Source organism: Xanthomonas sp. NCPPB 3570, from assembly GCF_056725115.1.
In genome coordinates this window covers 1-24,647 of sequence record NZ_CM161513.1, presented here as the reverse complement: position 1 = coordinate 24,647, position 24,647 = coordinate 1, and the positions used below count along the sequence as shown (strand labels likewise).

The following is a 24,647-nucleotide window of genomic DNA, read 5'->3' as shown; positions in this document are numbered from 1 at the left end:
CGCGTCCCATGGTGCCGCCCATCGCTAGCGGCGATCAGCGAACTACCGAAAAACGCCACGCTCGGATGGCGCTGGGAGATGCTCCCCGCCTAAGACCAACTCAGTGCGGCAAGTCCCACTGCAGCCCGACAGTATAGCTGCGATCCGGCCCCGGCTCGTAGTAACGGCCATTGCCGTCGTTGACGATGACCGAACCGATGTAGCGGCGATCGAACGCGTTGTCGATGCGCGCGAAGGTGCGCAGGGTGCCGTGCGCGGTGGTCCAGCGCCGCGCCGCTTCCAGGTTGAGCAGGGCGTAGCCGGGCGCGGCCTCGCTGGCCAGGTCGTTGACCACGGTGTCGCCGGCGGCCACGCCCTCGACCGCGAACTGCCAGGCGCGCGGCTGCCACTGCCAGCGCGCGAACAGTTGCTGCTGCGGCACGCCGGGCAGGCGGGTGCCGGCGGCCACCACCGCGGTGGGCGTCGCGCAGCCGCTGCTGGCGCAGGTCAGGTAGGCCTGGCGCACCGTCGCCTGCAGCCAGGTGTAGGCCAGCTGCAGTTGCGCGCTGTCGCCCAGCGGCAGGGTCAGGCTGGTCTCGGCGCCCTGGCGGCGGGTACGGCCGATGTTGCGGTAGGTGCTGCGGCCGTTGGTGTTGCTGGCCACCGCCAGTTCGTCGTCGGTGCTGGCGCGGAACAGCGCCGCGTCCCAGCTGGCGCCGGCGGCGTTGCGCCACTTCGCGCCCAGTTCCAGGTTCTGGCTGCGCGCCGCGGCCAGGTCCAGGGCCAGGCCGGCGCCGCCGTCGCGGCGGTAGCCCAGCTCGTTGAAGGTCGGGGTCTCGAAGCCGCGCCCGGCCGAGGCGTAGAGCCGCAGGTCGTCGGTGACGCGGAACACCAGTCCGGCCACCGGCGTGGTCGCGGCATAGTCGGTGCGGCCGCTGTCGTCGGGGTTGCGGCCGACGATGTAGGCGTCGTCCGAGCGGAACCGTACCTGGCTGTGGCGCAGGCCGGCCAGCAGCGACCAGCGCTCGGCGAACTGCCACCAGGCCTGGGCGAACTGGTCCACGTTCTCCACCCGGTCCTGCTGGTCGCGCCGCAGCCGGCCCTTCACTCCGAGCGTGCTGCCGACGAAGTTCTCGTAGCCGGTGCGGTGCTGTTGCTGGCGGTCGGCATTGGCGCCGACGGTGAACTGGAACGCGCGGCCGCCCAGTTCGCCCTGCCAGGCCCAGCGCGCGTCGAGGCCGCCGTAGTCGCCGTCCAGGTCGATCACCCCGCCGGCGTTGAGCGGGTTGCTCTGCGCGCTCACCGGAACCGAGAGGTATTGGGTGACGTCGCGGCGCCCGGCGTAGCCCATCAGGCGCCAGGTCTGCTGGTCCACCTGCTGGGTGAAGATGGCGCCGGCCTGGACCTGGCGGGTGGACTTGCGGGTGTCGAACTGGCTGGCCGCGGCGGTGGCCTGGCGCGGGTCGGCAGCGGCCTGGGCGCGGCTCAGGCCCAGCGGATCCTGCGCATCGGGCGCCTCCAGCGCGTTGAGCAGCAGGTCCAGGCGCCGCCCCGGCGCCAGATCGATGCCGATCTTGGCGTTGAAGGTGGTGCGCTGGGCGTGGCTGTGGTCGCGGTAGCCATCGGTGCTGAAATGGGTGGCGGCCAGGTTGTAGTGGACCTCGCCTTGCTGGCCCAGCGCCTGGGCGCTGAGCGCCGCGGTACCGTGGCTGCCGATCGCGCTGCGCAGCCGCCAGGGATCGTCCGGCTGGCCGTCGGCGCTCCACAGCTGCACCACGCCGCCGGAGGAATTGCCGTACAGCGCCGAGAACGGCCCGCGCAGCACCTCGACCCGCTCGCTGCCGAACAGGTTGAAGTTGGACAGCTGGCCCTGGCCGTCCGGCATCGTCGCCGGGATGCCGTCCAGCAGCAGGCGCACCCCGCGCACGCCGAACGCCGAGCGCGCGCCGAAGCCGCGAATCGACAGCTGGGTGTCCTGCGCGTAGTTCTGGCGATCGCGCGCGAGCAGGCCGGGCACCCCGACCAGCGCCTCGGATGCCTGGATGCCGAGGCGGTCGCTGTCGCCCAGGCCGGTGGTGGTCAGCGACGCCGGCAGGTCGAAATCGGCCACGCCGCCGACGCGGGCGGCCTGGACCTGCAAGGCGGGCAGGGTGGTGGCCGGCTCCTCGGCAGGAGCGGCGTGGACCAGGGACGACAGCGCCAGGGCGCAGGCCCCGCAGAGCAGGGCGGAGGGCAGGGAAGAAGACATGGCCCATCATCGCCCAACTGCCGCCCGGCCGCACCGGCCAAGCGCGGCAGCGTTTGTTAGGATGAGGTGTTTGACCGCGCCGGCTCCGGTCCTTCCGGCCCCCACCTCCGCCACCGAACGAGTACCGCCGTGTCCTTCTTTGCAAACGTGGAACAGGTCCCAGGCGACCCGATCCTGGGCCTGACCGAGGCCTACAACGCCGACTCCCGCCCGACCAAGGTCAACCTGGGCGTGGGCATCTACTACGACGAAAACGGCCGCATCCCGCTGCTGCGCGCCGTGCAGCAGATCGAGCAGCAGCTGGCGCAGGAAGCCAAGCCGCGCGGCTACCTGCCGATCGACGGCCTGCCCGCCTACGACCTGGCCACGCAGAAACTGCTGTTCGGCGCCGAGTCGCCGCTGCTGGCCGCCGGCCGCGTCGCCACCTCGCAGACCGTCGGCGGCAGCGGCGCGCTGCGCGTGGGCGCGGACCTGCTGAAGAAGCTGCTGTCCACCTCGACCATCGCCATCAGCAACCCGAGCTGGGAGAACCACCGCGCGGTGTTCACCGCCGCCGGCTTCGACGTGGTCGACTACACCTATTTCGATCCGGCCAGCCACGGCCTGAACTTCGACGGCATGCTCGCCGACCTGCGCGCGCTCGCCCCCGGCAGCGTGGTGCTGCTGCATGCCTGCTGCCACAACCCGACCGGCGCCGACCTGAGCCAGGCGCAGTGGCGCACCGTGGCCGAGCTGCTGAAGGAACGTAACCTGTTCCCGTTCGTGGACATCGCCTACCAGGGCTTCGACAAGGGCATCGATGCCGACGCCTACGCGGTGCGCCTGCTGGCCGAGGTCGGCATCGACAACTACGTGGTCGCCAGTTCGTACTCCAAGTCGTTCTCGCTGTACGGCGAGCGCGTCGGCGCGCTGTCGGTGGTCTCGGCCAACGCCGCCGAGAGCAAGGCGGTGCAGTCGCAGGTCAAGCGCATCATCCGCACCATCTACTCCAGCCCGTCCACGCACGGCGCCGCGCTGGTTGCCGGGGTACTCAACAGCCCGGAACTGCGCGCGATGTGGGAGCAGGAGCTGACCGAGATGCGCGAGCGCATCCACGCCCTGCGCGCCGGCATGGTGCAGAAGCTGGCCGCCCTCGGCGCGCCGGAGTTCGGCTTCATCCAGCAGCAGGCCGGCATGTTCTCCTACTCGGGCCTGAGCAAGGCGCAGGTGGACCGGCTGCGCGAGGAGTTCGGCATCTACGCGGTCGGCACCGGCCGCATCTGCGTGGCCGCGTTGAGCCAGAAGAACCTGGACTACGTGACTCAAGCCGTGGCGACCGTGCATAAGGGCTGAGTCCCCGCGGTCCTGCCTTGGAGCCGAGAGCGCCCTGCGCTTCCGGCTTTTTTGTGCCTGCGTGGCGGCCGCGTCTGCAGGCGCGGAAAGGATCGTGGAACACCGTTGATCGAAATCTACCGCGCAACCCGCGACAATGGCGGTCCCCTTTCTCACGCAAGGCCGTCCTGCCCATGTCGCGAACGTCGCTGACCCGCTTCCTGATCGAAGAACAGCATGCCGGGCGTATCGGCCCGGAACTGCGCCAGCTCATCACGATCGTGTCCCGCGCCTGCAAGCGCATCTCCATCGCGGTCAGCAAGGGCGCCCTGGGCGGCGTGCTCGGCGATGCCGGCACCGGCAACGTGCAGGGTGAGGCGCAGAAGAAGCTGGACGTGCTCAGCAACGACATCCTGCTCGAAGCCAACGCCTGGGGCGGCCACCTCGCCGCCTGCGCCTCGGAAGAGATGGACCACTGCCAGCCGGTGCCCGACAAGTACCCCAGCGGCGATTTCCTGTTGCTGTTCGATCCGCTGGACGGCAGCTCCAACATCGACGTCAATGTCTCGGTCGGCACCATCTTCTCGGTGCTGCGCGCGCCCCCAGGCACCGACAAGCCCGGCGACGAGCACTTTCTGCAGCCGGGCACCGCGCAGGTCGCCGCCGGCTACTGCATCTACGGCCCCAGCACGATGCTGGTGCTGACCCTGGGCCACGGCACCCACGCCTTCACCCTCGAGCGCGAGGAAGGCAGCTTCCTGCTGACCCAGGCCGACATGCGCATCCCCGAGGACACCGCCGAGTTCGCGATCAACATGTCCAACCAGCGCCACTGGGAAGCGCCGATGCAGCAGTACGTGGCCGACCTGCTGGCCGGCAGCGAGGGCGTGCGCGGCAAGAACTTCAACATGCGCTGGATCGCCAGCATGGTCGCCGACGTGCACCGCATCCTCACCCGCGGCGGCATCTTCATCTATCCCTGGGACAAGAAGGACCCAGGCAAGGCCGGCAAGCTGCGGCTGATGTACGAAGCCAACCCGATGGGCATGCTGGTGGAGCAGGCCGGCGGCGCCGCCAGCACCGGCCGCGCACGCATCCTCGGCCTGCAACCGGAACAGCTGCACCAGCGCGTGCCTGTGTTCCTGGGCTCGAAGAACGAGGTGGCCGAGGCGGTGCGGTATCACCTGGAACACGACGCGGCGAATGCCTGAGCGACACAGCGGCCGATGGCGCGGGCAGGAAACGACCCAGCCCGCGCCTCGGATTGGATTGGATCGCGCGGTGTGAACTGGCGTTGCTCTGCTCCGCGCAAGGCGTCGCGTCGGCGCTCGCCTGATGCATGGTGGCACCGAGGCACTCCAGGCCAGGCGCGAGCGGAGCGGTGGCTTCGATACCCATCGATTGCGTCAGCGGCACCGAAACTTGTGAGACGCTGGGCGACCCCGCCGCGCAGTGAACACAGTCATTCCGTGCAGTTGCGGGCGTTCAAGTATCAGGAGACCGACCATGTTCAAACGATGGCTTGCCGCTCTGTTTGCATTGTTTGTCGCTGCTTCGCCAGTGGCGGCCGACGCGTGGCGGGAGGGAGGTCTCTACGCGACCAGTCGGCCGGAGGGTGGGTATGTGCTGCTCAAGATTCTCAAGCTGGACGCGGATGGCGTGCATGTGCGCGTCTACAGCAACGTCTACCCAGTGCCGCCCAAGGCAGTCGACACGTCCACGCTGTATCTCGCTGGCGACAATCGACGCGATGACGAGCCACTGGGCATGGGCCACCTTCCGATTTCCAGAGCGTCTTTCGCCGGTTGGGATCTTCATTTCGTTCAACAGTCCTCGGTGACCGAGGAAGAGCTCGAGGGCTACCGGATCTGGCAGGAAGCGCAGGGCGGTTACTTCTAGCGTTGCCGAAGACGCTCTGTTGCACCCCGCGCCGATCCCCACATGCGTACGTGCCCTATGCAAAGAGACCCGGCCCATCTGCGTCGATTGCGCCGCCATGACGAGTGGGGCAAGGCGGCGGACGCTGCACGAAGGCTGGACTGTGCCAGGGTAGCGGCAGTCCGTGGCATGCGCGGAGTGCGCCGATCGCTGCCCGTCGTTACTTGCACCTGGCCTTACCAGGCAGGCGGAAACCCATGAACCAGACCCTCGTCGTGCTGTTCTTCTTCGCCACCGCACCGGTCGCGCTGATGCCCACCGTCATCGCGCTGTTCACCCGCCATCGCTGGCGAAAGCGGATCGTGCTGATCAACCTGGCGTTGTGGACGCTGTTGTTCTTCGCCGCGCGGAGTTTCACCCTGTACAACTCCAGTCGCTTCGAACTGCCCACCCTGCTGGCGCTGGCAGTGTGGCTGGCCCTGCTTGGCATCGCGATCCGCGGCAATCCAGCGCCGGGCGACACGCGCTAGGCATCAGCCACGGCAGCGCGTGTTCCGCTGACGCATGGCCGCGCGGCTGGAGGTGGCATGGACGCCGTCCTCGCCGCTTTCGCCGCACGCGCAAGCCCAATCCGCACGTGCGCTGCGGTGATGCGGTCCACCGGCCGGCGCCGTCCGCAGCTCGCGGCCGCTTCGCTGCGGCTGCAACCCCGCGAAATCGCTGGTAAGGTCGCGCGATGTCCGACACGCATCCCGATTTCATCGAAGTGTTCGAGGGCGCCATGTCCCGCGAGGACTGCGCCGCCATCCTGCGGCGCCTGCGCGGCAGCACCCAGCTGCGGCCCGGCGAGGTCGGCAGCGGCGTGTTTCCCGAGCTCAAGCGCAGCCGTGACCTGCGCATCAGCGGCCTGGAGCCGTGGCGCGATGTGGAACAACGGCTGCAGCAGGCGGTGTTCGGCGGATTGCTCGGCTATCTGCGCAAGTATCCGCAGACCCTGATCTCGCCGCTGATGCTGCAGGTGCCAGGCGCGGACGGCCAGCCGCACCGGCTCGGCGCCGAGGACTTCGCCCTGCTCGACGACGCGGCGCTGTCCAACCTGGCGCGCACCTGCCTGCGCCCGGGCGCGATCAACCTGCAGTGGTACGAGGCGGGCGAGGGCGGCTATCCGTACTGGCACTGCGAGCTGTACCCGCGCGATTCCGGCGCCGAGACCCTGCACCGGCACCTGTTGTGGACCCTGTACCTCAACGACGATTTCGACGAAGGCGAGACCGAGTTCCTGTTCCAGCGCCGCAAGATCGCCCCTCGTGCGGGCAGCCTGCTGATCGCCCCCACCGCCTTCACCCACACCCACCGCGGCAACCGCCCGCAGCGCGGCGACAAGTTCATCGCCACGAGCTGGATCCTGTTCCAGTCGGCCCAGGCGTTGTACGGCCGGGAGTAGGGATTCGGGATTGGGGATTCGTCAAAAGCAGGGATTGGGGATTCGGGATTCGGGATTCGTAAAAGCGGCTTTCTTGGCAGCTGGATGGCAGTGGCTGCGTCAGGCCGCGCCGTGCCGCTCTTGCGAATCCCCAATCCCGAATCCCCAATCCCCGCTCAAAACAACACCCCCTGCGGCGACGACGGGCGCGGCGGTAGCGGTTTGACGAAGTGGCTGCAGTCCAGGCGGCGGCGCGGGGACTCGGCATAACCCAGCCGCTTGTGCGCCAGGGCGAAGCGCCGCGCCAGCAGATCGGCGTAGACGCCTTCGCCGCGCATGCGCTTGCCGAAGGTGCTGTCGTAGTCCTTGCCGCCACGCAGTTGCTGCACCGTGCTCATCACGTGCGCGGCGCGGTCGGGATGGTGCGCCTGCAGCCAATCGCGGAACAGCGGCGCCACTTCGTGCGGCAGGCGCAGCAGCACGTAGCCGGCGGACTCGGCGCCGGCGGCGCGGGCCGCCTCCAGCACCGCTTCCAGCGCATGGTCGTTGATCCACGGGATCACCGGCGCCACCATCACTCCGACCGGCACCCCGGCCTCATGCAGGGTGCGCATCGCGCGCAGCCGCGCGTGCGGCGCCGAGGCGCGCGGCTCCAGCCTGGCCGACAGCCGCGGATCCAGCGAGGTCACCGAGAAGTGCACGCTGACCAGGTTGTCGCGGGCCAGTGGCGCCAGCAGGTCCAGGTCGCGCTCGACCAGCGCGTTCTTGGTGATCAGCGAGAACGGGTGGCGGGTTTCGGCGAAGACCTCGATCAGGCGCCGGGTCAGCTGCAGCTTGCGCTCGATCGGCTGGTAGGCGTCGGTGTTGATGCCCAGCGCGATCGGGCTGGGCACATAGCCGGGCTTGGCCAGCTCGCGGCGCAACAGTTCCGGGGCATTGGTCTTGGCGAACAGCCGTGTCTCGAAGTCCAGCCCCGGCGACAGGTTCAGATAGGCGTGGCTAGGCCGGGCGAAGCAGTAGCTGCAGCCGTGCTCGCAGCCGCGGTAAGGATTCACCGACTGCGCGAAGCCCACGTCCGGCGACTGATTACGGCTGATGATGCTGCGCGCGGTCTCCTCGCTCACCTGCGTGCGCAGGCGCGGAGCGGCGAATTCCTCGCTGTCGTCGGGATGCCAGCCGTCGTCCTCGGCCTGGCTGACGGTCCGTTCGAAGCGGCCCGGCAGGTGGCTGCCGGCACCGCGGCCCTTGATGGCAATGCTCATCGGCATAGGCTACGCGCCGGCCGTCTCGGCGGATGCGACGGCACGGACGGCGGCGCTGAATCTTTCAGGCCGACATGTACCATTGGTCACTTGCCCAGCTTGCGCAGGCATCAAAGGCGATGCCAGCGCCGCAGGTCGTGCTCCACGGTGGCCGGCGCGTCGACGCCGGTTTTCGCCGAGCCGGCACGCCGTCGCGCGCGAACGCGATACGGCAGCCGTCATCCGGCTGCCGCGAGCGCGTGTCATACACCGTGCGGTGCGGTGCCGGTTCGCAGAACCATGTGCCGCCAGCGAGCCAGACGGCCACTGCACGCGATCAGGCCACTCGCCACCATGCCCATCCGACGCCGCCTTCGCCGCAACCTCCGCGCCACCCTCTAGAATCCGCCGATGCTCGTGATCGCGACTCTGCAGAACACCTGGGACCGGCTGACCGGCATCCCCCACATCGGCGCCTATCTCACCGCCGCCTACCTGCTGTACATCCTGTGGCTGAGCGGCTGGATCGTGCTGCAGAAGCGCGAGCCGGCGGCGACGCTGAGCTGGGTGCTGTCGCTGGCCGCCTTGCCCTATCTGGGCTTCGTCATCTATTACCTGCTGGGCCCGCAGAAGGTGAAGCGGCAGCGCCTGCGCCGCGGCCGCTCGCGCTCGGGCATGGAGCACTACAGCAGCGTGTGTCCGCCGGATGCCGACTGCACCGAGCTGGCCAAGATCGCCCAGGCCACCACCGGCCTGGCGCCGAGTTCGGCCACTGCGGTGCAGTGGCTGGTCGACGGCGCCGCCACCTACGACGCGATCGTGCGCGACATCGGCGCCGCACAGCATCACGTGCACCTGGAGTACTACATCTTCAATCCCGACCGCACCGGCACGCGCATCCGCGACGCGCTGGTCGAGCGCGCCCGCGCCGGCGTGCGGGTGCGCCTGCTGCTGGATGCGGTCGGCTCCTCGCAGGTGCGCAAGCGCTTCCTGCGGCCGCTGCTGGAGGCTGGCGCCGAGGTCGCCTGGTTCCATCCCACCCAGTTGCTGCGACCGTTCAAGTTCAAGCGGCCCTGGGTCAACCTGCGCACCCACCGCAAGATCGTGGTGATCGATGGCCGCATCGCCTTCACCGGCGGCATCAACGTCACCGACGAGGAGAACGAAGCGCTGCGCGCCGATGCCTACCGCGATCTGCACCTGCGCTGCGAAGGCCACGTGGTGCGCAGCCTGCAGCTGGTGTTCGTGGAGGACTGGCTGTACGCCACCCGGCAGGGCCGCGACGCCTTCGACATGGCGCGGATCTGGCCCAGCGACATGCCCAGCCGCGATGCCGGCAGCATCCAGGCGCAGGTGCTGGTGTCGGGGCCGGATTCGTCCTGGGAGAGCATCCACCGCCTGCAGGTCGCCTCGATCTACGAGGCGCAGCGGCGGGTGTGGCTGGTCACGCCGTATTTCGTGCCGGGCGAGGCCGCGCGCATGGCGCTGACCTCGGCGGCCCTGGGCGGGCTGGACGTGCGCCTGCTGGTGCCAAAGCGCAGCGACTCGCGGCTGGTGACGCTGGCCGCGCGCTCGTACTTCGACGAACTGCTGCAGGCCGGCGTGCGGATCTACGAGTACGGCCCGCGCATGCTGCACACCAAGGCGCTGATCACCGACGAGGACCTGTGCCTGGTCGGCAGCGCCAACTTCGACAACCGCAGTTTCCGACTCAATTTCGAGGTCGCCACGCTGTTCCGCGACCGCGGGCTGACCAGGCAACTGGCCGAGCTGCTGGAAGGGGAGATGGCCGATGCGGTGCGCGTGCGCGACGACCGCAAGCGCTCGCTGTGGCGCTACCGGCTGCCGGAGGCGGTGGCGCGGCTGACCTCGCCGCTGCTGTAAGCGCGGCGCCCCGCGCCGGGAGCGGCGCGCGCCGACCGCCACGCCACGTGGAACCGGCACGCCCGGCGGCGCTACACTGCCCCATCCTTGGGGAGATCGTCATGTACTGGCTCTTTCTGCCGCTCGCACTGGGTGCTTTCGTTCTGGCGTTCACGACGCCGCACATGTGGTTGCTGGTGGTGAGCCTGCTGGCCGCGCTGGCCTTCCTGCTGGCCTGGGCACGCGGCTGGTACGTGGCCAAGATCGGCGACGCCAGCCAGCGCGACGCGATGCCGATGATCGACCCGGCCGAACTGCGCCGGCTGCGCGAGCAGGCCGAGGCGCGCCGCGCCGCGGCCGCCGCCAGCGACGACGCCGCAGCGCCGTAAGCGGTTCGCCGGCGATGACCAAGCTCAGCGTCAACGTCAACAAGATCGCGGTGCTGCGCAATTCGCGCGGCGGCGACCTGCCCAGCGTGCTCGACGCCGCGCGTGCCTGCCTGGACGCCGGCGCGCACGGCATCACCGTTCACCCGCGCCCGGACCGGCGCCACATCCATGCCGAGGACGTGCTGGTGCTGGCCGAGCTGACCCGCGAGCGCGGTGTCGAATTCAACATCGAGGGCAACCCGTTCGCGCCGCCGCGTCCCGGCTATCCGGGACTGATCGCCCTGTGCGCGCAGACCCGCCCGGCGCAGGCCACCCTGGTGCCCGACGGCGACGGCCAGCTCACCTCCGACCATGGCTTCGACTTCGGCCGCGACAGCGACCGCCTGCGCCCGCTGATCGCCGAGCTGAAGACCCTGGGCTGCCGGGTCAGCCTGTTCGTCGATGCCGACAATCCCGACCTGGCGGTGGCGGCCGAACTGGGCGCCGACCGCGTCGAGCTGTACACCGGGCCCTATGCCGCCGCATGGGAACAGGGCGACAGCGCTGCGGCTGCGCCGTTCGCCGCCGCCGCACACCGCGCGCAGGCTGCCGGACTGGGCGTCAACGCCGGCCACGATCTGGCCCAGGCCAATCTCGGCGCGTTCCTGGCGACGGTCCCGGACGTGCTGGAAGTATCGATCGGCCACGCGCTGATCGGCGAGGCGCTCTACGCCGGGCTCGACGCCACGGTGAAGGCCTATCTGGCGGTGCTGGCCAGCGCACGCTGAGCGACGCCGGCAACGCGGGGCAGGGCGCTACCCTGACAGACTGGCCGCTTGGCGGGCGCGGCCATCCCGTGCCGCAGGGCTGTCGCGCTCGGCGCAATCCAGTCAGCGTGGGTCTTTGGCTGTCTCCCCCAGGCGGCGCGCCGTGCGGTGCCCGAGCGGGCGACGCCACCGACCACGGTGGCGTCGCATCGCCGGCGCCTGTTACTGCACGAAACCGATGCGCTGCACGTCGGCGTTCTTGGCCGCCGCCAGCACCTTGGCCATGGCCTCGTAGTCGGCGTCCGGGCTGGCATCGATGCGCAGCTCGGGCGGATTGCCGGCCGCCTGCGCCATCGCGTCCTGCAACCGGGGCTGCAGATCGCGCAAGGCCAGCGGCGCGGCATTCCAGAACAACTGGCCACTGGCATCCAGGCGCAACTGGATCGGGTCCGGTGGCGGCAGGGGTCTGGAGAGTGCCGGCGTCCGCTGCGGCAGGTCCATGGTGATCGTTCGCGTCAGCATCGGCGCGGTGACGATGAAAATGATCAACAGCACCAGCATCACATCGACCAGCGGAGTGACATTGATCTCCGCCAGCGGTCCCCGATTCCCTGCAGCACTGAACGCCATGGCCAGCCTCCTGTGGGTGTGGTGTCGCGCCACCAGCCTACACCCGCGGTGCGGCAGGATACGAGGGGCGGCGACAGGCGGGCAGGCTCGGAGTGGTCCCGCATCGGACTGCTCAGGCCGGCAGGTGAGCAGGCGAGCGTGAAGCACGCCCGGCCAGGCGGGCAACACGCCGCGCCACACGCCGGACCGCAGACCGGCATCGTCGCAAACAGGCATGGCAGCCAACCGTGCACGCACAAAAAAACGCCACCGTTTCCGGTGGCGTTTGCAGTCGCGTCATGACTGAGGTGTTGCGGTGAAACGGATTGCGGTGAAGCTTATTGCTGGACGAAGCCGATCTTCTTCATGTCCGAGTTCTTGGCGGCGGCCAGCACCTTGGCCATCACTTCGTACTCGGAATCCGGATTGGCATCGATGCGCAGTTCCGGCTGGTTGGTCGGATCGCGCTGGACTTCGTTTTCCATCATCTGCGGGAGCGCACTCACCGCCACCGGGCTGTTGTTCCAGAACACCTGGTTCGACGCATCGATCCGCAGATCGATCGGCGGCGGCGGATCGCGCAACTGCGGCGGCGGGTTGATGACCCGCTGCGGCAGATCCACGTCGATCGGGTACGTCATGATCGGCGCGGTCACGATGAAGATGATCAACAGCACCAGCATCACGTCGACCAGCGGCGTGACGTTGATGTCGGCCATGGGACCACGGCCGCCTCCTGAGCTGAACGCCATGGCTCAGTTCCCCTTCTCTTTGGTCGCAACGAAGCCGACGTCCAGCATGCCCTGACTCTGCGCGATCTTGGTGATCTCGTTGATCGTGCGCATCTTGGTGGTGCGGTCGCCACGCAGGTTGAGCGGCGGCTGCGGGGTCTGCTGTGCAGCGGTCGAGAAGCGCGACTCCAGGGCTTCCTTGGAGATCGGCTCATCGTTCCAGTACAGCGACCCATCCTCCTTGACCGCCAGGGTGATCGGATTCGAACGCTTGTCGTCCTTGTCCGGATCCTGCTTCAAGTTGGCTTGGGGCAGCTCCACCTTGACCTTGTGGGACATCAGCGGTGCCGTGATGATGAAGATGATCAGCAGCACCAGCATCACGTCCACGAGGGGCGTGACGTTGATGTCGGCCATGGGGCCGCCGCTGTTACCACTACTGAAAGCCATAACGGGCTCCGTTAACGTTGCGTGGACGACTTAGCCGGGATCAGCGAACGCGCGAACCGGTGGCGAAGAAGTCGTGCAGGTCGTGAGCGAAGGTGTCGAACTTGGCGATCACCGAGCTGTTGACCTTGCTGAAGAAGTTGAAGGCGAACACGGCCGGGATCGCGACGAACAGACCGATCGCGGTCATGATCAGCGCTTCACCGACCGGGCCGGCGACGGCGTCGATCGAGGCCGAGCCGGTGGCACCGATCTTGATCAGCGCGCCGTAGATGCCCCACACGGTACCCAGCAGACCGACGAACGGCGCGGTCGCACCGACGGTCGCCAGCAGGGTCATGCCCGACTGCAGCTTGGTGCTTTCGCGGGTCACGGCCTGACGCAGGGCGCGGTCGACGAACTCCGAACGGCTCAGGGTCTCGCCCAGGCCGGTGCCGGTGCCGGCTTCGGCGCGCTGGTGGTGCGCGGCGGCCTGCGCAGCGTCCAGAGCGATCTTCGAGAACGGCTCGGAGGCCGGCTGCTCTTCCATCGCACGGATGGCGTCCTGGGCGTTCGGGGTGTCCCAGAACAGGCTGGTGACGCGGTCGGCCTGGCTCTTCAGACGGGTGGCGCGGAAGATGTTGATGATCGTCCAGTACCAGGACGAGGCGGACATGATGATCAGGGTGATGAGCACCACCCAGGAGACGGCGAAGTCACCCGGCTTGGAGGTCATTTCGGTGATCAGGTGCTCGAAGCCCATCTGCGACAGGGCGTTCGATGCGTTGTTGCCCCCCGCAGCAGCGGCGATGAAAATTTCCTGCAGCATGACGCTTACCTTTGTTGTGTGTGGTGGTGATGAGGGTGGTGCAAAGAGTAGACAGGGCTTGCGGACCGGCGGTGCGCCGGTCCGCGCAACCTTTGTATCAGTTCAGCGCGAAGTTGACCGGGACGCGGACGCGGCCGGCGGTCTTCTGTCCATTGACGACAGCGGCATTGAACCGCCACTTGCGCGCTGCTTCCATGGCGGCGCGGTCCAGGTCGCGGTTGCGGCTGGATTTCTCGACGGCAACGTTCGTGACGTTACCACTGGCATCGACGTCGATGATCAGGATCACCTCGCCCTGTGCGCCCGACCGGAATGCAGCCGGCGGGTACTTCGGCGGGTTCATGTTCTTCGACGAGATATCGACGCTAGCGCTGATGTCAGAGGGTGCGGCCGGCGGCGCGGGCGGCGACGGCGGCGTGGCGATGTCCGTGTCGCGCGGCGTCGGCACGTCGATCACCGGGGCTTCCGGCGGCGGCGGCAGCGGGGTCGGCTTCGGCGGCGCCAGGTTCTTCACCGGCGGCGGCGGAGTTTCCGGCGGCTTCGGCGGCGGCGGCGGCGGCGGGGGAGGCGGCGGCGGTGCGTCCACCAGGGTGACCATGATGTTGCGTTCCTTCTCCGCCACCGCCTTGGGCGCAACGGCCGGAATCAGCAGCAACATCAGCGCTGCAAGGTGCAGCGCGATTACGAAGGCAATACCGATGATGCGCGGCCAGCTGAGGCCGGAGGCGTCATCTTTGTCGTAATGCCGATGGATGACCAGTTGTTCCGTCATGCGCCAATGACTCGATTAAAGGGGGGCGGATCCCACGGTGGAGCGGGACCCAAGTTCACGCGGCGATGACACCGCAGGAACCTCCAAGCTTATACCAATCCCTGTTACCTGCACTACTTTCAGCACTGGTCGTCGGGGGCTTTTTTTGCGTGCTACTTCAGGTTGATGATCTTCTTGGCGTCTTCCGGCTTTTTGACGCCCTTGGCCAGCGCCTGCTGCGCCGCCTGCTTGGCCTCGGCCACGCGGCCTTCCGAATGCAGCACCTTGGCCAGGTTGAGGTAGGTTTCGCCGTCCTTGGACAGCGGCGCGGCCTTCTGCCAGTTCTCGATCGCCTGCGGCAGCTGGTCGGTGTAGTAGTACGACTGCGCCAGCGCCAGGTAGGTCTGGTAGTCCGGCTTCAGAATGCCCTTCTGCATGCCTTCGTTGATGACCGCGATGACGTCCTTCTCATGGCCGTCGGTGTTGGCGTAGATCGAGTACAGCTGCTTGTATTCCTTCTCGTCGGTCAGCTGACCGGAGGTGCGCAGCTTGTCCATCACCGCTGCGGCCTTGTCCATCTGGTCGGCCTGCATGTACATGCTGGCCAGGTTGAGCTGGGCCTTCTTGTCGTTGGGCGACTTGGCCGCCAGCGCCTCGGCGGCCTTGACCGCCTCGCCGGTCTGGCCGGCCTCGGCGTAGGACGCCATCAGCAGCTGGTTCCAGCTGTCCTTCGGTTCCGGCGACGCGGCGATGGCCTGCTTCAGCGCCGGGATCGCTTCCTGATAGCGCTGCGCCTGGTACAGGGCCTGGCCCTTGAGGATCAGGTCTTCCGGGCGGGTCGACTTGGTTTCGGCGAGGAACTTGTCCAGCGTGGCCAGGCCTTCGGCGGTCTGGTCGTCCTGCAGCTGCAGCTGCGCCAGCATCAGCATCGACTGGTAGTGGCCGTTGTTGTCCAGGCCGTTGAACTGGATCGCCTGCTTCAGGTACGCCTGCGCGGCCTTGCTGTCGTCGAGGTTGTAGGCGGCCTGCGCGGCCAGCTGCGCGGCGACCGACTTGTCGTACTCGTTGGCGCCGCTGTTGGCCAGGATCTCATCGGCCTGGCTGCGCACCGACGCGTAGTCCTCGCCCTTGTTGTAGGTGTCGATCAGCTTCTGCAGCTTGCTGCCGAGCTTGGACGACGGCTTGCCGTTGGGCTCCTTGCGCTCGGCATTGGGGAACAACACCGCCGCCTTCTCGCTCTTGGCATTGCGCGAGGAACGGTGGTCGGTGCGATCGCTCTGCGCAGCGGCATCGGTCACCACCGCGCCACCGAGGGCAGCGGCGATCACCAGGGACAACAACGCTTGCTTGCGAATGCGGAATTTCATGGGTCACCTCGGTGGATACCGCCCGGAGCGGCACGGAAGACGGAGCGGCCGTTCCTCGGCCAAGCCAGCAAACCTATCAGAAACCTGTACGCCGTGAAAACGTTTTTGGATGCGTTTTCTGTGACAGTGCCGGCGGCCGGCGCGGGGACGACGCCAGGCTCAGCCGCACTTGGGCGTCCTGCCGGCACTGCGCGCCTGCGCATACACCGGTTCCAGCGCAGCGACGTCGCGCTGCAGCTCGCGGATGCGGGCACTGGGATCGGGGTGGGTGGAGAGCCACTGCGGCGGACGGTCGCCGCCGGCGGCCATCATGTTCTTCCACAGATCCACCGCCTGCGCCGGGTCGAACCCGGCCTGCGCCATCAGGCGCTGGCCGACGATGTCCGCCTCGCTTTCCTGCTGGCGCGAGCCGGGCAGCAGGAACAGCGTCTGCGCGGTCATGCCGCCGACCTGGCCGACGGTATCGGCCGCGCCCTGGCCATAGCGGGCGCCAGCCAGCGCGCCAATCACGCTCAGGCCCGCCTGCGCGCCGAGTTGGCGGGTGATGCGTTCTTCGTGATGACGCGAAATGACGTGGCCGATCTCGTGGCCGAGCACGGCAGCGAGCTGGTCCTGGTTCTTGGCCACGCTGAAGATGCCGCTGTTGACCCCGACCTTGCCGCCGGGGAGGGCGAAGGCGTTGGGTTCCTTGTCGTTGAACAGCGCGGTTTCCCAGCCGGTGCCGCGCCATTGGTCGGGCAATTGCGCGACCAGCGCGTTGACCACGCAGCGCACGTAGGCGTTGCGCTTGGGATCGGTATCCAGCTGTTCCTTGGCCTTGGCCTCGGCGAACGCCTGCGCGCCCATCTGGTCGAGTTGTTGTTGCGAAATGCCGCCGACGACCTGGGTGCGCCCGGTTGGCGATGTCGTCGTCGCACACGCTGCCAGCAGCATCGCGAGCGACGCGCCAAGTACCACTTGCTTCATACGGTCCCCCCTCCTGACACGCGTCGCAGTGTGGAGGGCCGCGTCTTAACATTTCGTCAAACAAACCTTCAGGTTGCGCCAAACCAGTACAGCCCGGCGACCGCGATGGCGTTGTTGAGGCCATGCGCGGCGATCGGCGCCCACAAAGTGCCGGTGCGCTTGTACAGCCAGGCGAACGCCGCGCCCATGCCGCCGTAGACCAGCCACAGTTGCGCGGTCGCGGCCAGGCTGTTGCCGGTGGTCCCCGGTACTTCGTGCACCAGGGCGAAGGCGGCGCCGCTGAGCAGCATGCCCAACCGCGGCCGGCCTGCGTCCCACAGCCGCCCGAACAGCACGCGGCGGAACAGCAGTTCCTCGTAGGCCGGGGCGATCACCACGGCGAACACGATCAGGAACAGCGGCATCTGCGCCATCGCGTCCTGCATCAACGGCAGGTTGGTCGGCACCGGCTTGATGCCGACCTGCGCCGCCAGCGCGGAAATCGCCGCGCTACCGACGAACACCCCGACCGCGACCAGCAGCACCCAGCCCCAGGTCGACGGCGTGCGCGCCGCCTGCCACGAGGCGCGGCGCTCGGCGGCGCTGGCCGGGCGACGCAGGAAGTACAGCAGCAGCGCCGCGGAGAGCGTACTGACCAGGGCGATCAGCAGTTGCGCCAGCGCGCCCGGCTGGCCGACCCGCTGCGCCACCACCGAGGCCAGGCGATCGGCGGGGATGCCGTGCGCCTTCAGTTCCATCGCCAGCTGGAAGCCGCGGATCACGCCCCAGACCAGGCCGCTCAGCACGCTCACCGCCAGCAGCACCACCGCCGCCAGCAGCACGTCGAGGAAGAACCCGAGGATCGGCCGGCGCGGGCGGGCCGGCGGCGCGGACGGCAACGGCAGCGGGGTGGCGGGCAACGGCGGTGCGGTCATCGCGGTCCTGGGCGGGAGCGGGCGGAAGGCGCAGCGGGACGCCCCGCCCCGGCACGGAGGCCAGGGACGGGCACCGCCACGGTCAGATGTCGAGGTTGGCGACCTTCAGCGCGTTCTCTTCGATGAAGTCGCGGCGCGGCTCGACCACGTCGCCCATCAGGGTGCTGAAGATCTGATCGGCGGCGACCGCGTCCTCGATGCGCACCTGCAACAGGCGGCGCGTGTCCGGGTTCACCGTGGTCTCCCACAGCTGCTCGGCGTTCATTTCGCCCAGGCCCTTGAAGCGCTGGATCTGGCGGCCCTTCTTGGCCTCCTCGAACAGCCAGGCATGCGCCTGGGCGAAGCTGCTGATGGCCTGGGTCTTGTTGCCGCGCACGATCTGCGCGCCCTCGCGCACCAGCCCGTGCAGCGCCAGCGCGACCTCGCGCAAGGCCCGCAGTTCGCCGCTCTCGAACGCGGCCATCGGCACCCAACTGGTGAGCTCTTCGCCCATGTGGCGACGGATCACCTTCAACATCGCCGGCTTCTGCTCGCTGCCGCGTTCGAAGGACAGGGCGTAACGCGCCGAGCCCAGGCTGCCGCGGTTGAGCACCGCCTGCAGCGCGTCCAGGCTTGGGTGCGCTTCGCCCTCGCTCTCCAGCTGGGCCACGTCCAGCGGCGGCAGGTCGATCAGCGCGCTCAGCAGCGCCGGGTCGTAACGGTGCGCATTGCGCGCCACCGCCTCGTTGGCGCTGGCGAACAGCAGCAGCAGCTTCTCCAGCGCCGCACCGGTGATCGGCGGCTCGTTGCTGGCCGGGACCAGCGCCGCGCCTTCGACCGCGCTGCTGGCCAGGTAGGCGTTGAGCGCGTTGTCGTCCTTCAGGTACAGCTCCTGCTTGCCCTGCTTGAGCCGGTACAGCGGCGGCAGGCCGATGTAGACGTAGCCGCGCTCGATCAGCTCCGGCATCTGCCGGTAGAAGAAGGTCAGCAGCAGGGTGCGGATGTGTGCGCCGTCGACGTCGGCGTCGGTCATGATGATGATGCGGTGGTAGCGCAGCTTGTCCGGGTTGTACTCGTCGCGGCCGATGCCGGTGCCCAGCGCGGTGATCAGCGTGCCGACCTGGTCGGAGGACAGCATGCGGTCGAAGCGCGCGCGCTCGACGTTGAGGATCTTGCCGCGCAGCGGCAGCACCGCCTGGTTCTTGCGGTTGCGGCCCTGCTTGGCCGAGCCGCCTGCCGAGTCACCCTCGACGATGAACAGCTCCGACAGCGCCGGATCCTTTTCCTGGCAATCGGCCAGCTTGCCGGGCAGGCCGGCGATGTCCAGCGCGCCCTTGCGGCGGGTGAGGTCTCTTGCCTTGCGCGCGGCCTCGCGGGCGCGGGCGGCATCGACGATCTTGCCCGCGATCGCCTTGGCCTCGTTGGGGTTTTCCTGCAGGAACTCCTCCAGGCGCGCGCCGAAGGCGTTCTCCACCGCCGGGCGCACGTCGGAGCTGACCAGCTTTTCCTTGGTCTGGCTGGAGAAGCTCGGGTCCGGCACCTTCACCGACAACACCGCGATCATGCCTTCGCGCATGTCGTCGCCGGTCAGGTTGATCTTGGCCTGCTTGGCGATGCCGTTCTGCTCGATGTAGGTGTTGAGCACGCGGGTCAGCGCGCCGCGGAAGCCGGCCAGGTGGGTGCCGCCGTCCTTCTGCGGGATGTTGTTGGTGAAGCAGTACATCGTCTCCTGGTAGGAGTCGGTCCACTGCAGCGCCACGTCCACGGTGATGCCATTGTGCTCGCCGGTGACCGAGATCACGTTCGGATGCAGCGGGGTCTTCAGCTGCGCCAGGTGCTCGACGAAGCTGCGGATGCCGCCCTCGTAGTGGAAGTCGTCGCGCCGGCCCTCGCCGCGCTCGTCGGCGAGCACGATCTTGACCCCGGAATTGAGGAAGGACAGCTCGCGCAGGCGACGGGCCAGGATGTCGTAGTGGAATTCCACGTTGTTGTGGAAGGCCACCACCGACGGCCAGAAGCGCACGGTGGTGCCGCGCTTGGTGGTCTCGCCGAGCTTCACCAGCGGCGCGACGGCCGCGCCATTGCTGAATTCCTGCTGGTAGTGGAAACCACCCTGGAACACGTCCAGCAGCAGCTTCTCCGACAGCGCGTTGACCACGCTGACGCCCACGCCGTGCAGGCCGCCGGACACCTTGTAGCTGTTGTCGTCGAACTTGCCGCCGGCGTGCAGTACGGTCATCACCACTTCGGCGGCGGAGACCTCGCGGCCGAGCTTGGCGCTCATCTGCGCGTGCTTGCCGACCGGGATACCGCGGCCGTTGTCAGATACCGAGACCGAGCCATCGGCGTGAATCGTCACTGCGACGTGGTCCGCGTGCCCGGCCAGGGCTTCGTCGATGGAGTTGTCGACGACCTCGAACACCATGTGATGCAGGCCGGTACCGTCATGGACGTCGCCGATGTACATGCCGGGCCGCTTGCGGACCGCCTCCAGCCCTTCCAGGGCAGTAATGCTGTTGGCGTCGTAGTTGCCGTTGCTGGGCGGTGTGTTCTGTTCGTCGGTCATGCGGGTGCCGTAGGCTCCACGAGGCGGCGAAGACAGGCGGGGGCCGGTTCGCGCCGCTGGATAGGGGATTGGCAGAAATTATAGCAGCCCGGGCCGCCGGACCCGTGGCGGCCTAGGAAAGGGCCAGGATCTGCCCATGTTCCACGTGGAACCGCGCGATCGGTAGGCCGGCATCGGCCAGCGCCTGCGGGGTTTCGGTGGCGGTGACGAAGACCTGGGCCGGCCCGGCGCGCAGCCGTTCCAGCACGCGCGCCTGATGGTGGCGGTCCAGTTCCGAGGCCAGATCGTCCAGGGCGATCACCGGCCACTCGCCGCGCTGCTCGGCGTAGTCCTCGGCCTGCGCCAGCAGGCAGGCCAGGGCGGTGAGCTTGGCCTGACCGCGGGAGAGCGCATCGCGGCCGGGAATCTCGGCGAAGCTGAGGCTCCAGTCGGCCCGGTGCGGACCGGCCGAGGTATAGCCGAGCTGACGGTCGCGTTCGCGGTTGAGCAGCAGCGCATCGGCCAGCGACACCTCCTGCCGCCGCCAGCCGGGTGCGAATTGCAGATGTGAGATACCCAACGCCGGCGCCAGGTCCGCGGCGAGGGCAAGCAGGCGCTGGAGCAGGCGGTCCAGGTAGTCTTGGCGGCGCGAGGTCAGCGGCTCGCCGGATTCGGCCAGCTCATGGTCCCAGGCATCCAGCGCCGCGCCGCTGCCGCCGCTCTTGAGCAGGGCATTACGCTGCTTGAGCGCGCGGGCATAGCGTCGCCACAGCGACAGAAAGTCAGGTTCCACGTGGAACAAGCCCCAGTCGACGAAGCGGCGCCGTGGCTCTCCGCCGCCGCTGACCAGGAGATGGCTCCCTGGCTCGAAGGTGACCACTGCCAACGCGGCGCACAGCGTCCCGAGATGGGTGACGTCCTGGCCGTCGAGGCGACCACGCCATTCCTGACCGCTGTGGCGCAGTCCAGCGCGCCGCCGACGAGTCGGACCTGCGTCACCGGCGTGTTCCTGCCATTCGACGAAGACATCCAACGCGTCCTGCCCCTGTCGAACCAGGCCATCGCGCACGCGGCCACGGAAGCTGCGGCCGTAGGCCATCAGGTGCATCGCCTCGAGCACGGTGGTCTTGCCGGCGCCGTTGTCGCCGGTGATCAGGTTCAGCCCGGGCGCGGGCGCCAACTCGATCGTCGCGAACCGGCGCAGGTGATGGAAATCGAGACGGGAGACGTGCATGCGGGGATAGAGGCGAAGGCGCTCGCACCGGGCGCACGCAGATCGAGGTTGGGGCAGGGCGGCAGCATAACCAAAATGGTCTGTGGGTGCCGTGAGGCGTTGCTGCCCGCGGCGGCGCGAGCGCCGTCTCAACGGGGCTAATCGAGGCGTCACGTAGGAGCGATGCCTGTGCGATGCAGGGCGGGCCTGCCGTGAGCCAGCTGGGCTTCTCCAGCAAAGCAACGTTCTATGAGGATCCAGCGATTCCTGAGCGTAGCCATCCAGGGGGTGCATGGCTGACAGCGCGACAACGCGATACGTCTAGGCTGCCCATCTTGGTGGCCGTGCCGACGAAGACGCTCCAACACCGTGTGTCGCTCGACGGCCCCGTTTTCCATGAAGCAACAACTCGGCACTGCTTTCCTGCGTGCAGAAGCAGTTTTACAGCGCTCCAAAAAAGAAAACCCGGCACAAGGCCGGGTTGCTTTCGCACGTGTTCCACGTGGAACACGCAGCGGGATCGTCAGAGACGCAGCGGCATCACCACATGACGCGAGCGGGCGCTGCTCGCCTCCCGGACCAATGCCGACGAGTTGGCGTCGCGCAGCTGGATCACCACGAACTCCTCGCGCAGCGCAGACAGTGCATCGAGCAGGTAGTTCACGTTGAAGCCGATCGCCAGGTCGCTGACCTTGGTGTCCGCTTCCACTTCTTCCTGCGCTTCTTCCTGTTCCGGGTTGTGCGCGCTGATCTTCAGCTGGCCCGGCGAGACTTCCACGCGCACGCCGCGGTACTTCTCGTTGGACAGGATCGCCGCACGCTGCAGTGCTGCGCGCAGGGTTTCGCGATCCAGCTTGACCTCGCGGTCCGCACCGATCGGGATCACCGCTTCGTAATCGGGGAAGCGACCGTCGATCAGCTTGGAGGTGAAGGTGACATCGTCACGCTTGACCCGCACATGCGCGCGACCGACTTCCAACTCGACTTCGCGCTCGCCGCCTTCCAGCAGGCGCTGCAGCTCGGTCACGCCCTTGCGCGGCACGATGATCTGGCGCTTGGCGCCGCCGGCGTTCTCCAACTCGGTCTCGCACAGTGCCAGGCGGTGGCCGTCGGTGGCCACGCAGCGCAGGGTCTGGTCGCGCAGGTCGAACAGCAGGCCGTTGAGGTAATACCGCACGTCCTGCTGCGCCATGGCGAATGCGGTGCGTTCGATCAGCTCCTTCAACGCCGCTTCCGGCACCACCACGCGCTCGGTGGCTTCCACTTCGTCGACCGAGGGGAAGTCGTTGGCCGGCAGCGTGGCCAGGGTGAAGCGGCTGCGCCCGGCCTGCACGGTGATCTTGTCGCCGGACTGGGACACGGTGACCTTGCTGCCGTCGGGCAGCGCACGCACGATCTCGAACAGCTTGCGTGCCGGGATCGTGGTTTCGCCGTCCTGGGCATCGTCGACCGCAATGCGCGAGACCATTTCCACTTCCAGATCGGTACCGGTCAGCGACAGCTGGCCGCCCTGCACCTGCACCAGGAAGTTGGCCAGAACCGGCAAGGTCTGGCGGCGTTCGACCACATTGACGACTTGCGCCAATGGCTTGAGGAAGGCTTCGCGCTGCAGTGTGAAACGCATGTGGTTCCGTGCCCCTATGCTTTAAAAGATGTGGAATAAATCAAAAGCTTGGTGGTGATGGTAGAGCGAAATTCGGTGCAAATGTAGCTCAAGCCACTGAATACAAAGAGTTTTTAACGCTCCCAATCCCGTGTACTACTGTCCCGGAACTGGTGGGGAAACCTGTGGATAGTTTTGCCGTCGCCGCCGCGTCGCGCTTTATCCACAGTTTCTCCCGGATTTGTCGCGAAGTCATGCACCGATTTATCCGGCGTCCGCCATACCGGCCGCCGCACTACTCGCTGAGCTTGCGGATCAGCTTGTCCCAGTCTTCGCGGAGCTTGCCGTCGGTCTCCATCAGGTGCTTGATCTGGCGGCAGGCGTGCAACACGGTGGTGTGGTCGCGCCCGGCGAACGCGTCGCCGATCTCCGGCAGGCTGTGTTCGGTCAGTTCCTTCGTCAGCGCCATCGCCACCTGCCGCGGCCGCGCCAGCGAGCGGGTGCGTCGCTTGGACAGCAGGTCCTTGATCTGCAGGCCGTAGTAGTCGGCCACGGTCTTCTGGATGTTGGGGATGCCGATCGCCTGCTGCTGCGCGCGCAGCAGGTCGCGCAGGGTCTCCTGGGCGAACTCGGTGGTGATCGCGCGGCCGGTGAAGTTGGCGCGCGCCGCCAGCGTGTTGAGCGCGCCTTCCAGGTCGCGCACGTTCGAGCGCATCTTCTTGGCGATCAGGAACGCCACGTCGTCGGGGATCTCCGCGCCGCGCTCGCGCGCCTTGGCCAGCACGATCGCCGCGCGCGTCTCGAAATCGGGCGGATCGATCGCCACCGACAGGCCCCAGGCCAGGCGCGACTTCAGCCGCGGCTCCAGGCCCTCGACCTCGCGCGGGTAGCGGTCGCAGGTCAGGATGATCTGCTGGCGGCCGTCGAACAGCGCGTTGAAGGTGTGGAAGAACTCTTCCTGGGTGCGGTCCTTGCCGGCGAAGAACTGGATGTCGTCGATCAGCAGCGCGTCCACCTGCTGGAACTGGCGCTTGAACTGGTCCATGGTCTTGTCCTGCAGCGCGCGGATCATCGCGCTGAAGAACTGCTCCGAGCGCAGGTACATCACCCGTGCGTTCGGGTTCTGCTCACGCATGGCGTTGCCGGCGGCGAACATCAGGTGGGTCTTGCCCAGGCCGGTGCCGCCGTACAGCAGCAGCGGGTTGTGCGCGCGGTCGCCTGGCTTCTGCGCGGCCTGCACCGCCGCGGCCAAGCCGAGCTGGTTGCTGCGGCCTTCGACGAAGTTGGCGAAGGTGTAGTGCGAATCGAGATTGCCGGCGAACGGCTCCAGCAACGGCGGCGCCGGGGTACGTGCCGCCGTGGTCTCGCTGGGCGGTGCGGCGGGCGGTTCCGGCGCGCGCGGACGCGAGCCGACCTGCAGCAGCACCTCGCCGCTGCCGGCGAAATAGGTCAGCAGTTCGCGGATGCGCGGCAGGTAGCGCTCGCGCACCTGCTCGACGATGAAGGCGTTCGGGGCGTACAGCACCATGCTGTTGTCATGGCGCTGTTCGGCTTGCAGCGGTTTCAACCAAGTGTGAACGTCCTCGGCTGGAAATTCGGCTTCCAGACGTTCCAGGCAACGGGGCCAAGCATCCAT

The 24,647-nt window shown here is 67.9% G+C and carries 22 protein-coding genes; 8 read left to right on the top strand and 14 right to left on the bottom strand.

What is annotated here, in order from left to right; all coding sequences use genetic code 11:
• Positions 1–100 precede the first annotated feature (100 nt).
• Entirely contained in the window at positions 101–2,227 is a 2,127-nt protein-coding gene (locus tag AC1PLR_RS00110; RefSeq protein ID WP_481102244.1) for a TonB-dependent receptor family protein, read from the bottom strand.
• 129 nt (positions 2,228–2,356) lie between these two features.
• Between AC1PLR_RS00110 and AC1PLR_RS00105 the strand changes: the two genes are divergently transcribed.
• The 5 genes from AC1PLR_RS00105 to AC1PLR_RS00085 all read left to right on the top strand — a co-directional run bounded on the left by AC1PLR_RS00105 (position 2,357) and on the right by AC1PLR_RS00085 (position 6,860).
• A complete protein-coding gene (locus tag AC1PLR_RS00105) occupies positions 2,357–3,559 on the top strand; it encodes an amino acid aminotransferase (RefSeq protein ID WP_010340653.1) in 1,203 nt (400 codons plus the stop codon).
• Positions 3,560–3,732: 173 nt separating this feature from the next.
• A complete protein-coding gene (locus AC1PLR_RS00100; protein WP_019799076.1) occupies positions 3,733–4,749 on the top strand; it encodes a class 1 fructose-bisphosphatase in 1,017 nt (338 codons plus the stop codon).
• A gap of 295 nt (positions 4,750–5,044) precedes the next feature.
• Positions 5,045–5,437, top strand: coding sequence for a hypothetical protein (locus AC1PLR_RS00095; RefSeq protein WP_481102243.1), 393 nt, complete (start codon positions 5,045–5,047; stop codon positions 5,435–5,437).
• Positions 5,438–5,673: 236 nt separating this feature from the next.
• A complete protein-coding gene (locus AC1PLR_RS00090; protein WP_481099437.1) occupies positions 5,674–5,946 on the top strand; it encodes a hypothetical protein in 273 nt (90 codons plus the stop codon).
• Positions 5,947–6,152: 206 nt separating this feature from the next.
• Positions 6,153–6,860, top strand: a complete 708-nt coding sequence (locus tag AC1PLR_RS00085) for a 2OG-Fe(II) oxygenase (RefSeq protein ID WP_481102242.1) — start codon at positions 6,153–6,155, stop codon at positions 6,858–6,860.
• 155 nt (positions 6,861–7,015) lie between these two features.
• Here AC1PLR_RS00085 and AC1PLR_RS00080 read toward each other — a convergent pair whose 3' ends face one another.
• Positions 7,016–8,101 carry a PA0069 family radical SAM protein gene (locus tag AC1PLR_RS00080; protein WP_481102241.1) on the bottom strand — a complete coding sequence of 362 codons (1,086 nt, stop codon included), beginning with the start codon at positions 8,099–8,101 and terminating at the stop codon, positions 7,016–7,018.
• Positions 8,102–8,491: 390 nt separating this feature from the next.
• Between AC1PLR_RS00080 and cls the strand changes: the two genes are divergently transcribed.
• The 3 genes from cls (at position 8,492) to AC1PLR_RS00065 (ending at position 11,099) form a co-directional block, all read left to right on the top strand.
• Complete coding sequence (cls, locus tag AC1PLR_RS00075; protein ID WP_481102240.1) at positions 8,492–9,964, top strand: cardiolipin synthase; 1,473 nt, start codon at positions 8,492–8,494, stop codon at positions 9,962–9,964.
• A 101-nt stretch (positions 9,965–10,065) separates the two neighbouring features.
• Positions 10,066–10,332 (top strand): hypothetical protein, encoded by a 267-nt coding sequence (locus AC1PLR_RS00070; RefSeq protein ID WP_010340662.1) that lies wholly within the window; start codon positions 10,066–10,068, stop codon positions 10,330–10,332.
• Positions 10,333–10,346: 14 nt separating this feature from the next.
• A complete protein-coding gene (locus tag AC1PLR_RS00065) occupies positions 10,347–11,099 on the top strand; it encodes a pyridoxine 5'-phosphate synthase (protein WP_481102239.1) in 753 nt (250 codons plus the stop codon).
• 201 nt (positions 11,100–11,300) lie between these two features.
• Here AC1PLR_RS00065 and AC1PLR_RS00060 read toward each other — a convergent pair whose 3' ends face one another.
• From AC1PLR_RS00060 to dnaA, 12 genes are all read right to left on the bottom strand, one after another.
• Positions 11,301–11,708 carry an ExbD/TolR family protein gene (locus AC1PLR_RS00060; RefSeq protein WP_481102238.1) on the bottom strand — a complete coding sequence of 136 codons (408 nt, stop codon included), beginning with the start codon at positions 11,706–11,708 and terminating at the stop codon, positions 11,301–11,303.
• Between the two features lie 317 nt (positions 11,709–12,025).
• On the bottom strand, positions 12,026–12,439 hold the full coding sequence (locus AC1PLR_RS00055; RefSeq protein ID WP_010340665.1) for an ExbD/TolR family protein: 414 nt from the start codon (positions 12,437–12,439) through the stop codon (positions 12,026–12,028).
• A 3-nt stretch (positions 12,440–12,442) separates the two neighbouring features.
• Entirely contained in the window at positions 12,443–12,868 is a 426-nt protein-coding gene (locus tag AC1PLR_RS00050) for an ExbD/TolR family protein (protein ID WP_010340666.1), read from the bottom strand.
• Between the two features lie 40 nt (positions 12,869–12,908).
• Entirely contained in the window at positions 12,909–13,673 is a 765-nt protein-coding gene (gene exbB / locus AC1PLR_RS00045) for a TonB-system energizer ExbB (RefSeq protein ID WP_010340667.1), read from the bottom strand.
• A gap of 97 nt (positions 13,674–13,770) precedes the next feature.
• Positions 13,771–14,445: an energy transducer TonB gene (locus tag AC1PLR_RS00040; RefSeq protein WP_010340410.1), complete on the bottom strand. Its 675-nt coding sequence runs from the start codon at positions 14,443–14,445 to the stop codon at positions 13,771–13,773.
• Between the two features lie 152 nt (positions 14,446–14,597).
• A complete protein-coding gene (locus AC1PLR_RS00035; protein WP_481102237.1) occupies positions 14,598–15,791 on the bottom strand; it encodes a tetratricopeptide repeat protein in 1,194 nt (397 codons plus the stop codon).
• Positions 15,792–15,950: 159 nt separating this feature from the next.
• Positions 15,951–16,757 carry a M48 family metallopeptidase gene (locus AC1PLR_RS00030; protein ID WP_481102236.1) on the bottom strand — a complete coding sequence of 269 codons (807 nt, stop codon included), beginning with the start codon at positions 16,755–16,757 and terminating at the stop codon, positions 15,951–15,953.
• Between the two features lie 68 nt (positions 16,758–16,825).
• On the bottom strand, positions 16,826–17,671 hold the full coding sequence (locus AC1PLR_RS00025; RefSeq protein ID WP_209245577.1) for a CPBP family intramembrane glutamic endopeptidase: 846 nt from the start codon (positions 17,669–17,671) through the stop codon (positions 16,826–16,828).
• An 82-nt stretch (positions 17,672–17,753) separates the two neighbouring features.
• Complete coding sequence (gyrB, locus tag AC1PLR_RS00020; protein WP_010340414.1) at positions 17,754–20,216, bottom strand: DNA topoisomerase (ATP-hydrolyzing) subunit B; 2,463 nt, start codon at positions 20,214–20,216, stop codon at positions 17,754–17,756.
• A gap of 112 nt (positions 20,217–20,328) precedes the next feature.
• Positions 20,329–21,429, bottom strand: a complete 1,101-nt coding sequence (gene recF / locus AC1PLR_RS00015) for a DNA replication/repair protein RecF (RefSeq protein ID WP_481102235.1) — start codon at positions 21,427–21,429, stop codon at positions 20,329–20,331.
• A 502-nt stretch (positions 21,430–21,931) separates the two neighbouring features.
• Complete coding sequence (gene dnaN / locus AC1PLR_RS00010; protein ID WP_010340416.1) at positions 21,932–23,032, bottom strand: DNA polymerase III subunit beta; 1,101 nt, start codon at positions 23,030–23,032, stop codon at positions 21,932–21,934.
• Positions 23,033–23,306: 274 nt separating this feature from the next.
• The gene (gene dnaA, locus AC1PLR_RS00005; RefSeq protein ID WP_481102234.1) at positions 23,307–24,647 is read right to left on the bottom strand and encodes a chromosomal replication initiator protein DnaA; all 1,341 of its coding nucleotides are present in this window, start codon (positions 24,645–24,647) and stop codon (positions 23,307–23,309) included.

Bases quoted from the DNA above. Each gene is read 5' to 3' on its own strand.
- AC1PLR_RS00110 (WP_481102244.1), bottom strand. From the start codon at position 2,227: ATGTCTTCTTCCCTGCCCTCCGCCCTGCTCTGCGGGGCCTGCGCCCTG.
- AC1PLR_RS00100 (WP_019799076.1), top strand. From the start codon at position 3,733: ATGTCGCGAACGTCGCTGACCCGCTTCCTGATCGAAGAACAGCATGCC.
- AC1PLR_RS00095 (WP_481102243.1), top strand. From the start codon at position 5,045: ATGTTCAAACGATGGCTTGCCGCTCTGTTTGCATTGTTTGTCGCTGCT.
- AC1PLR_RS00090 (WP_481099437.1), top strand. From the start codon at position 5,674: ATGAACCAGACCCTCGTCGTGCTGTTCTTCTTCGCCACCGCACCGGTC.
- AC1PLR_RS00085 (WP_481102242.1), top strand. From the start codon at position 6,153: ATGTCCGACACGCATCCCGATTTCATCGAAGTGTTCGAGGGCGCCATG.
- AC1PLR_RS00080 (WP_481102241.1), bottom strand. From the start codon at position 8,101: ATGAGCATTGCCATCAAGGGCCGCGGTGCCGGCAGCCACCTGCCGGGC.
- cls (WP_481102240.1), top strand. From the start codon at position 8,492: ATGCTCGTGATCGCGACTCTGCAGAACACCTGGGACCGGCTGACCGGC.
- AC1PLR_RS00070 (WP_010340662.1), top strand. From the start codon at position 10,066: ATGTACTGGCTCTTTCTGCCGCTCGCACTGGGTGCTTTCGTTCTGGCG.
- AC1PLR_RS00065 (WP_481102239.1), top strand. From the start codon at position 10,347: ATGACCAAGCTCAGCGTCAACGTCAACAAGATCGCGGTGCTGCGCAAT.
- AC1PLR_RS00060 (WP_481102238.1), bottom strand. From the start codon at position 11,708: ATGGCGTTCAGTGCTGCAGGGAATCGGGGACCGCTGGCGGAGATCAAT.
- AC1PLR_RS00055 (WP_010340665.1), bottom strand. From the start codon at position 12,439: ATGGCGTTCAGCTCAGGAGGCGGCCGTGGTCCCATGGCCGACATCAAC.
- AC1PLR_RS00050 (WP_010340666.1), bottom strand. From the start codon at position 12,868: ATGGCTTTCAGTAGTGGTAACAGCGGCGGCCCCATGGCCGACATCAAC.
- exbB (WP_010340667.1), bottom strand. From the start codon at position 13,673: ATGCTGCAGGAAATTTTCATCGCCGCTGCTGCGGGGGGCAACAACGCA.
- AC1PLR_RS00040 (WP_010340410.1), bottom strand. From the start codon at position 14,445: ATGACGGAACAACTGGTCATCCATCGGCATTACGACAAAGATGACGCC.
- AC1PLR_RS00035 (WP_481102237.1), bottom strand. From the start codon at position 15,791: ATGAAATTCCGCATTCGCAAGCAAGCGTTGTTGTCCCTGGTGATCGCC.
- AC1PLR_RS00030 (WP_481102236.1), bottom strand. From the start codon at position 16,757: ATGAAGCAAGTGGTACTTGGCGCGTCGCTCGCGATGCTGCTGGCAGCG.
- AC1PLR_RS00025 (WP_209245577.1), bottom strand. From the start codon at position 17,671: ATGACCGCACCGCCGTTGCCCGCCACCCCGCTGCCGTTGCCGTCCGCG.
- gyrB (WP_010340414.1), bottom strand. From the start codon at position 20,216: ATGACCGACGAACAGAACACACCGCCCAGCAACGGCAACTACGACGCC.
- recF (WP_481102235.1), bottom strand. From the start codon at position 21,429: ATGCACGTCTCCCGTCTCGATTTCCATCACCTGCGCCGGTTCGCGACG.
- dnaN (WP_010340416.1), bottom strand. From the start codon at position 23,032: ATGCGTTTCACACTGCAGCGCGAAGCCTTCCTCAAGCCATTGGCGCAA.
- dnaA (WP_481102234.1), bottom strand. From the start codon at position 24,647: ATGGATGCTTGGCCCCGTTGCCTGGAACGTCTGGAAGCCGAATTTCCA.